Annotated in this window: 8 protein-coding genes; 7 read left to right on the top strand and 1 reads right to left on the bottom strand. The window is 42.1% G+C overall.

The window, feature by feature from the left end:
- The first annotated feature begins 101 nt into the window (after positions 1 to 101).
- From mprA to emrB, 3 genes are all read left to right on the top strand, one after another.
- Positions 102 to 617, top strand: coding sequence for a transcriptional repressor MprA (gene mprA / locus PSF16_RS14880; RefSeq protein WP_006660925.1), 516 nt, complete (start codon positions 102 to 104; stop codon positions 615 to 617).
- 222 nt (positions 618 to 839) lie between these two features.
- Positions 840 to 2,021 carry a multidrug efflux MFS transporter periplasmic adaptor subunit EmrA gene (emrA, locus tag PSF16_RS14875; protein ID WP_272689546.1) on the top strand — a complete coding sequence of 394 codons (1,182 nt, stop codon included), beginning with the start codon at positions 840 to 842 and terminating at the stop codon, positions 2,019 to 2,021.
- A gap of 14 nt (positions 2,022 to 2,035) precedes the next feature.
- On the top strand, positions 2,036 to 3,577 hold the full coding sequence (emrB, locus tag PSF16_RS14870) for a multidrug efflux MFS transporter permease subunit EmrB (RefSeq protein ID WP_181480658.1): 1,542 nt from the start codon (positions 2,036 to 2,038) through the stop codon (positions 3,575 to 3,577).
- A gap of 88 nt (positions 3,578 to 3,665) precedes the next feature.
- Here the strand turns inward: emrB and PSF16_RS14865 are convergent, their stop codons facing one another.
- The gene (locus tag PSF16_RS14865; protein WP_036960171.1) at positions 3,666 to 4,787 is read right to left on the bottom strand and encodes a tRNA/rRNA methyltransferase; all 1,122 of its coding nucleotides are present in this window, start codon (positions 4,785 to 4,787) and stop codon (positions 3,666 to 3,668) included.
- A 172-nt stretch (positions 4,788 to 4,959) separates the two neighbouring features.
- Between PSF16_RS14865 and PSF16_RS14860 the strand changes: the two genes are divergently transcribed.
- The 4 genes from PSF16_RS14860 (at position 4,960) to PSF16_RS14845 (ending at position 10,469) form a co-directional block, all read left to right on the top strand.
- Positions 4,960 to 5,661, top strand: coding sequence for a tRNA-uridine aminocarboxypropyltransferase (locus PSF16_RS14860; protein ID WP_006662345.1), 702 nt, complete (start codon positions 4,960 to 4,962; stop codon positions 5,659 to 5,661).
- A gap of 216 nt (positions 5,662 to 5,877) precedes the next feature.
- On the top strand, positions 5,878 to 8,523 hold the full coding sequence (locus tag PSF16_RS14855) for a bifunctional acetate--CoA ligase family protein/GNAT family N-acetyltransferase (RefSeq protein WP_272689545.1): 2,646 nt from the start codon (positions 5,878 to 5,880) through the stop codon (positions 8,521 to 8,523).
- Between the two features lie 159 nt (positions 8,524 to 8,682).
- Positions 8,683 to 10,038, top strand: coding sequence for a CDP-diacylglycerol--serine O-phosphatidyltransferase (pssA, locus tag PSF16_RS14850; RefSeq protein WP_036960169.1), 1,356 nt, complete (start codon positions 8,683 to 8,685; stop codon positions 10,036 to 10,038).
- An 86-nt stretch (positions 10,039 to 10,124) separates the two neighbouring features.
- Positions 10,125 to 10,469, top strand: coding sequence for a YfiM family lipoprotein (locus PSF16_RS14845; protein WP_006660918.1), 345 nt, complete (start codon positions 10,125 to 10,127; stop codon positions 10,467 to 10,469).
- The last annotated feature ends 124 nt before the right edge of the window (positions 10,470 to 10,593 follow it).

Here is a 10,593-nt window from a genome sequence, read left to right as displayed (position 1 = left end):
ATTAATTAAGTATAATTGCTAATTCTATCTTTTAATATACCATTCACATGGTTGATTGCAGTTGAAACATTACCAACTGAAACTAATAAGGTATCCAAATAATGGAAAGTTCATTTACACCGACAGAAGAATTACTTAACGCCCGTGTCGCGCAACAAGTTTCACTGGAAAATACCATTCCTTACCAAGAAATTTTATTAACGCGCCTGTGCATGCACGTGCATGGAAAACTGTTGGAATCACGTAACAATATGCTAAGAGCTCAAGGAGTCAACGAAACGCTGTTCATGGCGTTAATGATCCTTGATACCAAAGATTCTCATAGCATTCAGCCATCTGAACTTAGTGCAGCATTGGGATCTTCACGTACTAACGCTACGCGTATCGCAGATGAATTAGAAAAGAATGGCTGGATTGAACGTAAAGAAAGTCATAATGACCGTCGTTGCTTACACCTGCATTTAACTGAAAAAGGCTCTGAGTTTTTAAGCGGATTATTGCCACCACAACATAAAGCCTTAATCGATATTTGGTCGGCATTAGACACTGATGAAAAGCAGCAGCTTGATAAATTAATGCGCAAGTTACTCATCAAGCTTGATAGTATCAAAGAGTGATTATATTAACCATAATAAATTAATGGTTAATGTTTTTGAGGCATTCTGTGGTTTAAACTGAAAAAAACCTTTTCACTCACTTATATTTCATTATCCTTTCAGTGATATATTGCTACATCCCATCGAGCAACGAAATCATTTGTCGTCTTAGTTTCCAGTAGTTAATACTAACTGCTGGAAACAGCCGTTATTTTTATCCATTGAATATGGGGAACCATCAGTATGAGCGCCCGCGAGGATCTACCGGAAACGCAAACACCGCCATTAAACAAAAAAAGACAGCGCAGAAATGCTCTCATGTTCTTAACCTTTATTTTTGTCGCTATTGGCATCGGGTGGACGGCATACTGGTATATTGTCCTACGCCATTACGAGTCCACAGATAATGCTTATGTAGCCGGAAATCAGGTTCAAATCCAAGCTCAAATATCAGGCAGCGTCATGACGGTCAACGTCGACAATACCGATTTTGTTAAAAGCGGAACGGTATTGGTGGAACTCGACCCTCGAGATGCTGAATTAGCTCTCGAAAAAGCAAAAACTGAACTTGCTAACAGTGTTAGACAATCCCTGCAGCACATAATCAATAGTCGACAATTTCAAGCTAATATTGATGTTAAACGCTCTGAACTATCCCGTTTGCAAAATGATTTAAAACGTCGTGAAGTTCTAGGAAATAGTAATCTGATTGGAAAAGAAGAACTACAACACGCGAGAGAAGCGGTCGTCAGCGCTAAAAGTGCTTTGGATGTGGCAATTGAGCAATATAATGCCAACCAAGCCATCGTGCTCAATACTGCCCTAGAAAAACAACCTCTCGTTGAACAAGCGGCAACACAATTGAGAAATGCGTGGCTTGCTCTACAACGAACCAAAATTGTCAGCCCTGTGGATGGCTACGTGTCACGCCGCAGCGTACAAGTCGGCTCGCAAATCACGCCAAATACCCCATTAATGGCAATCGTGCCATCTAGCGGTATGTGGATTGATGCCAACTTTAAAGAAACACAACTTTCCAGCATGCGGATTGGTCAGCCCGCAAAAGTCACGACCGATTTCTATGGTAAAAATGTGGTATTCAACGGTACGGTCGTTGGATTAGATATGGGTACAGGTAGCGCATTTTCATTATTACCTGCGCAAAATGCCAGCGGTAACTGGATTAAAGTAGTACAACGCCTCCCGGTACGTATTGCTCTTGACGAGGCTCAGTTAGATGAATACCCATTACGTATTGGGCTTTCTACGGAAGTTGAAGTGGATACCGCCAACAAAGACGGGAAAGTGTTATCAAAAGGTCTACGTGATGCACCGGCTTACCACACGACGGCTTTAGCTGTGGATATGTCTCCTGCTGACAAGATTGTTGCTGAGATTATTCAGAATAATGCCGGCAATAAGTAAACGGAGACACTGACGTGACAAATGCACCGTTAACTGGCTCAAAATTGGCTTGGATGACGATTGCCTTATCTTTGGCAACTTTCATGCAGGTATTGGATTCGACCATTGCTAACGTCGCTATCCCCACTATTGCGGGTAATCTGGGTGCATCTAACTCACAAGGCACATGGGTGATTACGTCGTTTGGCGTCGCGAATGCTATCTCTATCCCTGTCACTGGTTGGCTAGCTCGCCGTATTGGTGAAGTTCGACTCTTTTTATGGTCTACAGGGCTTTTCGCACTCACCTCATGGTTATGTGGGATCTCTAACAGCTTAGAAATGCTCATCTTATTCCGCGTATTACAAGGTTTAGTTGCAGGTCCTCTGATTCCGCTTTCCCAAAGTTTATTGCTAAACAACTATCCTCCAGCCAAACGCAGTATGGCGCTTGCATTATGGTCAATGACCATTGTTGTCGCCCCTATCTGTGGACCTATTCTTGGTGGATATATCAGTGATAACTATCACTGGGGATGGATTTTCTTTATTAACGTGCCATTTAGTATCGCCATTATTTTTGCCATCATGCGAACCTTAAAAGGACGTGAAACAAAAATATCCATCAAACCAATTGATACTGTTGGACTTGTCTTACTGGTCGTCGGTATTGGCGCACTCCAAATTATGCTCGACCAAGGGAAAGAGCTTGATTGGTTTAATTCAACAGAGATTATTGTTCTGGCAGTGATTGCAGTTGTCGCAATTGCCTTCTTGATTGTTTGGGAGTTAACAGATGAACATCCTGTAATCGACCTTTCACTCTTCAAAGAACGCAATTTTACCATTGGCTGCTTAGCGCTCAGTTTGGCATATATGCTCTATTTCGGCACTATCGTTCTATTGCCGCAATTACTCCAAGAGGTATACGGCTATACGGCAACTTGGGCAGGCTTAGCATCGGCACCGGTCGGTCTATTGCCTCTTTTAATCACACCTATTATTGGTCGCTTCGGTAACCGTATCGATATGCGTTACTTAGTTACCTTCAGCTTTATTATGTATGCAGTGTGTTATTACTGGCGAGCTTATACCTTCGAACCAGGAATGGGATTCGCGGCGGCTGCATGGCCTCAGTTTGTTCAAGGCTTAGCGATTGCCTGCTTCTTTATGCCACTAACAACCATTACGTTATCAGGCTTACCACCTGAAAGAATGGCGTCAGCATCTAGCTTATCTAACTTTACGCGAACATTAGCAGGGGCAATTGGTACCTCGATCACAACCACTCTGTGGACACAACGTGAAGCGATGCACCATGAAAACTTAACGGAATTTGTTAATCCATATAATCCTAATGCTCAACATATGTACAGTGAGCTCGCGCAAATAGGCATGAATGAGCAGCAAAGCGCCGCTTATATTGCACGCTCAATCACAGAGCAAGGGCTAATTATTTCGGCGAATGAGATTTTTTGGATGTCCGCGGGGGTCTTTATTCTACTCATGGTCATAGTTTGGTTTGCGAAACCACCATTCGGCGCAGGATCGAAAGAGGGTGGAGGCGGCGCTCACTAACCCCTATTCTCGCTATCATGTTGAAACGAAAAAAAACCATACACAATTTTGTGTATGGTTTTTTCTTTAAGCTCATGCTAATGCACGATTACTTAACTTTGTTTTGTGACCACCACTGAGATAGCATAATACCGGTTGCCACAGAAACGTTCAGGCTTTCAACTTTACCTGTTCCGCCAATGTACAAACTCATATCGCCCTGATCCCAAGTGCTATCACTTAATCCATCACTCTCTTGACCTAACACCAGCACCATTTTCTTCGGTAATTGAACTTTAGCAATGTCCTGACTACCTTTATGGCTTGATGTGGTGACAATGGTATAGCCCGCTTGACGGAACTTATCCAATGTTGTCGTGAAGCCATCCGCGTCAATCGCTTTAATATGCTCAGCACCACCTTCAGCAGTACGAATTGCCGCACCAGACTCTAACATTCCGGCATCTTGTAAAATTACGCCTTTCACGCCAAAGTGAGCACAACTACGCATGATCCCGCCAAGGTTATGTGGATTACCCACATCTTCCAATGCTAAAACACAATCGGTATCTACCGCATTTTCTAAGTAAACCTCAGCCGCCATACCACCACGTTTTTTAATGATGAAGCACACACCACCATGGTGTTCAGTACCAGATGCTTTCGCAAGCTCTTCTTCATCAACAACATGGTATGCTTTACGGTTTGCCGCCATCCATTTTAATGCATCACGAAAACGGGGAGTCACTGACTGTAAGAACCACGCACGAACAATGCCGTCTGGACGGTTTTTAAACATCGCTTGGCAAGCATTTTCACCATAAATACGCGTCTCTTCTTGACGCTGTTTACGCAGTTGTTCAGGGTCAATTTGGCTTTTCCCTGAAATACCACCATGGTCATTTTCTAATTCATCACTACCTGGTTTTGATACAGTACGCCATGGTGACTGCTCGCGAGGTGCGCTATCACGTGGGCTGGAACGTCTATCGCTGTCGGAACGTCTTTCTGAACGACCACCTTCTGGGCGGTTTGAACGACCTGAACGATCGTTGCGATCATTACGATCGTTACGCCCACCAGAACGTTTGTCACCGCGTCTATCATCGCGCTTATCATCACGACCGCCGCGGCGCTTATCATTACCTTTATTATTGTCCTGCTCTTCGCTACGGACATACATCACTTTTACTTTGCCGTTTTTACCACTAAAATCATTCGTGTCGTTCATCGCTATCCCCTACTAAGCTATGGCGCGAAGATTACATGAAGTTGCAAAGCTACGCTACCGATCCTCACTATTATCTCACCGAAAAGTTGTTGAATATACTTCTATCGTATGCAAATCGTTTTGCGTACAATATGCCCCTTATTTTGTTGCAATGAAAAGTACCCTATCAACCATGAGTCAGAACGCTGTCTATCTCCTGCGCCAACAACGCTTAGCTCTTTCAACAAAACCTTTTAAAGCAAGAGGTTGTCGAGTAAAACGTTGCCATTTTTGCCTACTACCTGTTCCACAATGTTTATGTGAAGAGACTGTTTCTGCGCAAGCAAAAAGCCAATTTTGTCTCATTATGTTTGATGGTGAGGTTTTTAAACCTAGCAATACAGGAAAACTGATTGCGGATGTGCTTCCTGATACGCAAGCTTACCAATGGTCCAGAACAGATCCTGATAGCCAGTTATTAGCGATACTGCAAGATCAGACTAGACAACCTTATCTGATTTTCCCAGAAAGCTACGCACAAAATGATCGTATTGTTGTTAACCAACCGACGCTTTCCCACAAACCTGCATTGTTCATCTTATTAGACGGAACTTGGCCGGAAGCCCGTAAAATGTTTCGAAAAAGTCCTTACTTGGACCAAATTCCCATGCTATCGATTAACACCAAAGCGAGAACAGATTACCTCCTACGTATCCCATCAAGGGAAGAGCAACACTGTACGGCTGAAGTCGCCGCCACTGTATTGGAACAAGCTGGGGATATCGATGCATCTCAAAAGTTATTTGCTCATTTTAATCTGTTTCGCCACAAATACTTGGAAGGAAAACCCCACCACCCGACCGCTCAAATGCTCCTATCTCAGCCCTTAAAATAACGCTTATTAGGTATTCTTTACGTTATTTATACATCGCGCTTTCCAGCAATTTATATTTTGAAAATCACCTTCACAACAAAACGTGAGGGTGCTTGTATTATTCAATAAAATTCCCTCTATAAACTGGCGCTTCTCCCAATATACGGCATAGTATTGCTTACGAACTCAAGATCAATTGGGCGGTATTTACGCTCACCACATAAAAGGTTTGCCAGCATGGGGTTAGTGAGTCAACTAGAGTCATTATTTAGGCCAAAATCCATCGTTGTCGTAGGCGCTTCAGAAGATCCTAGCCGAGCAGGTTCCGTCATGATGAAGAACTTACTGAGCAGTGGCTTTAAAGGTCCTATTCTGCCCGTTAATCCGAATAGAAACTCTATTCTTGGCGTCCTCGCTTACCCGTCAATTGATAAACTGCCATTAAAACCTGATCTTGCCGTCATCTGTACCCACTATTCTCGTAACACCGAATGCTTACGGCAACTTGGAGAAGCTGGCTGTAATGTTGTGATCATACTGTCATCCCCTTCTATTCAGTTTAACGAACTGAAAAAAGTGGCGCAGCAATACCAAATTCGCTTGCTAGGTCCCAATAGTTTAGGCTTCTTTGCCCCATGGCAAGGACTCAATGCCAGCTTTTCCCCTATTCCTATTTTAAAAGGCAAATTAGCGTTTATTTCACAATCTGCCGCAGTTTCAAATACCGTATTGGATTGGGCGCGTCACCGAGATATCGGTTTTTCGTATTTTATTGCTCTAGGAGATAGCATCGATATTGATATCGATGATCTGCTGGACTACCTAGCCCGAGATAGCAAAACCAGCGCAATTTTGCTGTATTTAGAAAATATCAGTGATGCAAGGCGCTTTTTATCTTCTTCTCGTAGTGCATCACGTAATAAACCAATTTTGGTTATCAAAAGCGGTCGCACTCGAAAAGCACAAGAATTACTTGGTGAAAAACCAAGTTTAGATGCCGCCTATGATGCGGCTATCCAACGCGCGGGTTTACTGCGAGTACAAGATACCCATGAAATGTTTTCGGCAGTCGAAACTCTAAGCTATATGACCCCACTGCGAGGGGAACGTTTATCAATAATGAGTAATGGCTCCGCACCTGCTGCGATGGCACTTGATGAGCTACTACTGAGAAATGGAAAACTCGCGAAACTTGGCGTAGAAACAGAAAATGAATTAAGCTCCTTGCTCCCTCTCGATTTATCAACGCAAAATCCAATTGATCTCGGCGATGATTCCACGGTAGATAGATACCTTAACGTATTGAACAAAATGCTCGATAGCCACGATCATGATGCATTGCTTTTGATCCACACACCCAGTGCCATAACCCAAAGCAAATCTATGGCAGAAAAAGTGATTAAAGCAATTAAACAGCATCCACGAGGAAAATGGCTAACGATATTAACAAATTGGTGTGGGGAATATACATCCCAAGAGGCAAGAAGGCGCTTTAGCGAAGCAGGTATTCCAACTTATCGAACACCTGAAGGTGCTATTACTGCCTATATGCATATGGTGGAATATCGTCGTAACCAAAAACAATTAAAAGAAACCCCTGCCCTTCCTATCGGGATTACTGCGAATACTCAGCAAGCCCATACATGCATTATGCAGGCAATTGAAAATAACAAATTACATTTGGATACCCATGAAGTTCAGCCTATTTTAAAAGCTTATGGATTAAATAGCCTACCAACATGGATAGCGCATTCTAGTGAACAAGCTGTTGAAATTGCTGAAAAGATTGGTTATCCCGTTGCATTGAAATTACGGTCCCCTGATATTGTGCACAAATCAGAAGTTCAAGGGGTTATGCTCTATTTAAGGAATGCCAAAGAAGTTGCAGAGGCGGCTGATGCGATCATAGAACGCGTTTCTACCAACTTCCCTCAAGCACGGATTGAAGGCTTATTAGTACAAAGTATGGCGAATAGAGCCGGTGCTCAAGAGCTCCGTATTGCGGTAGAATTGGATCCCGTATTTGGTCTACTAATCATGCTTGGTGAAGGTGGTATTGAATGGCAGCAAGAGAGCCAAGCTGCCGTCGCACTTCCTCCACTGAATTTAGCTCTGGCGCGTTATTTGGTCATCAATGCCATTAAAGGACATAAAATTAAAGCCCGTAGTGCTTTAGAACCATTAGATATTCCAGGGCTAGCTAGCTTACTGGTTCGGGTCTCTAATTTAATTATTGATTGCCCTAATATCAGCCGATTGGATATACACCCGCTGCTAGCCGCAGGCGATGAATTCACATTGCTTGATGTTTCAATGACATTAAGCTCTACAACTGATAGCCCAAATACTCGACTTGCCATTCGCCCATATCCAAATGAATTAGAAGAGACAATCCACCTAAAAGATGATCTGACTTGCTTGCTAAGACCGATTCTTCCGGAAGATGAGCCTTTACTGAAATCCTTTATTGAACAAGTCACCAAAGAAGATCTGTATTACCGCTATTTTAGTGAAATCAGTGAGTTTACTCATGATGATCTCGCCAATATGACTCAAATAGACTATGACCGAGAAATGGCATTTGTCGCCGTTAAAAATAGCAAGACACAACCTGAAATTATTGGCGTTACCCGTGCGATGGCGGATCCAGACAATCAAGAAGCAGAATTTGCAGTGTTAGTTCGTTCAGATATGAAAGGGCAAACTCTAGGCTATCAATTGATGCAAAAGCTTCTGAATTACACCCGCGCACATGGTATTAAAAAATTGACCGCAATCACCATGCCAGAAAATCGCAATATGATCAGCTTGGCAAAAAAACTAGGGTTTCAAATTGATGTTCAATTTGAGGATGGTGTCGTGAATCTGACCCTGCATCTATAATAAAATTTAGGAATACACTGTAATCTGCATGGTAAGCAAACCAATTACCAATTTATTCCTAATGAACGATGTAAATATGATATCATCGACAGATCATTCGCTTAAATATTTGTATAAAGCGATTTGCTATTAGACTAACAAGAGAAAATTCACACTGTGATGTTGTCAAAATTAAAACAAGCAAAACATCAACAACACTTGGCAAATATGCCTAAATTGTCTCAGTCAGTTGATGATGTTAAAACGCTCTATAAGACGGAAGATTTTCGTGGTGCTCTGCTTGAACAAATCTCGCAAGCTAAAAATACAGTCTACATTACGGCGCTGTATTTAGAAAAAGATGATGCGGGTAAAGACATCCTTCATGCTTTATATGCTGCTAAGCAAGCAAATCCTAATCTAGATATTAAAATTTTAGTTGATTGGCACCGAGCTCAACGAGGGCGTATTGGTGCAGCAGCTAATCTCACTAATGCCGATTGGTATTATGAAGTCTCCCAACAATACCCTCATATTGAGATTCCTGTTTTTGGGATTCCTGTTAATACACGGGAGGCATTGGGCGTACTACATTTAAAAGGCTTCTTATTTGATGATACATTGCTATATAGCGGTGCAAGTATCAACGATGTGTATTTACATCGTCATGAAAAATATCGCTATGATAGATATCACCTGATCAAAAATAGCCATCTCACCGCGACGATGAAGAAATTCATTGATGACTCTCTTCTATCATCAGATGCTATTCATCTACTCAATACGCCTAATCGACCAAAAACTGCGGAATTCAAAGGGTTAATCAAACAATTTCGTTTATCATTACGTGGGATAAACTACCAATTCGTAGGAAATGCTAGTAATGATGAGCTCGCTGTTATCCCCTTTGTTGGTCTAGGTAAAAAGAATGAGTTAAACCGTACGATCACACATTTAATGAGCTCAACCTCTGAAAAGCTGACCATCTGTACACCATACTTTAATTTACCTGCCGTTTTGGTCAGGATTATCAGTAAATTACTGCGTGATGGAAAAAAAGTTGAAATTATTATTGGTGATAAAACGGCTAACGATTTTTATATCCCGCCAGAAGAACCATTTAAGATTATTGGTGCATTACCTTATCTCTATGAAATAAACTTGCGCCGTTTTGTCAGCCGCTTACAACGCTTCATTGACAGTGGGCAACTGACTGTTCGTTTATGGAAAGATGGTGATAATACCTACCATCTCAAAGGAATGTGGGTTGATAATCAGTGGCAATTGATTACAGGTAATAACTTGAATCCACGAGCTTGGGGATTAGATCTGGAAAATGCTGTTTTGATCCACGATCCGAAACAGCAACTCCAAGAACAACGCCAACATGAGTTAGATTGTATTCGCACTCATACTAAAGTTGTTCATCACTACCGTGAATTGGACAGCATTCAAACTTACCCGGTTAAAGTGAAAAAGCTGATCCGCCGATTACGACGGATCCGCGTCGACCGCCTAATTAGTCGAATACTTTAATTATTATATCTTTAAAGCGCCACTCATGTGGCGCTTTTTATTATCTATTGAACTCTAACTCACGAGTTGTTGTAGAGGCTCAAGATATGTCATCTATCACATATAAACCATTAGCTTTAATTTTTTCATTAATAATCATCACTGGCTGCTCAGGGTTTCATTGGTCAAATGATAACTGGAAAGGTAAGGATAAAGCACAACATTTCGCCTTTTCAGCTGCGATGGCAGCTGCAGGAAACGCTTATGCCGATAGACAAAACATGCAACATAGACAAGCAGCTCAATTCGGCATGGTATTCTCTATTTCTCTAGGGGCAGCAAAAGAATTCTATGATAGCCGCCCATCGGGTACTGGCTGGAGTTTGCATGATTTTGCTTATGATATCGCTGGGGCTGTTGCAGGTTATACGCTCTACCAAAACTTTAAATAGTATTCATAAGATTTAAAATCTGACGCAGCAGGTAAGAAATAGGTACAGGTACAGGAAGTGATCTTTGAAATAGCATGTTACTGAAAAACAAAAACCCCGTGATTTTCATCACGGGGCTTGCTAT

It is taken from the genome of Providencia sp. PROV033 (genome assembly GCF_028484855.1).
GTDB classification, from domain to species: Bacteria; Pseudomonadota; Gammaproteobacteria; order Enterobacterales; family Enterobacteriaceae; genus Providencia; species Providencia alcalifaciens.
Note: the sequence above shows the minus strand (reverse complement) of the source record. Positions and strands in the feature narration are given on the sequence as shown.

Bases quoted from the DNA above. Each gene is read 5' to 3' on its own strand.
- PSF16_RS14845 (WP_006660918.1), top strand. From the start codon at position 10,125: ATGTCATCTATCACATATAAACCATTAGCTTTAATTTTTTCATTAATA.
- pssA (WP_036960169.1), top strand. From the start codon at position 8,683: ATGTTGTCAAAATTAAAACAAGCAAAACATCAACAACACTTGGCAAAT.
- mprA (WP_006660925.1), top strand. From the start codon at position 102: ATGGAAAGTTCATTTACACCGACAGAAGAATTACTTAACGCCCGTGTC.
- emrA (WP_272689546.1), top strand. From the start codon at position 840: ATGAGCGCCCGCGAGGATCTACCGGAAACGCAAACACCGCCATTAAAC.
- PSF16_RS14865 (WP_036960171.1), bottom strand. From the start codon at position 4,787: ATGAACGACACGAATGATTTTAGTGGTAAAAACGGCAAAGTAAAAGTG.
- PSF16_RS14855 (WP_272689545.1), top strand. From the start codon at position 5,878: ATGGGGTTAGTGAGTCAACTAGAGTCATTATTTAGGCCAAAATCCATC.
- PSF16_RS14860 (WP_006662345.1), top strand. From the start codon at position 4,960: ATGAGTCAGAACGCTGTCTATCTCCTGCGCCAACAACGCTTAGCTCTT.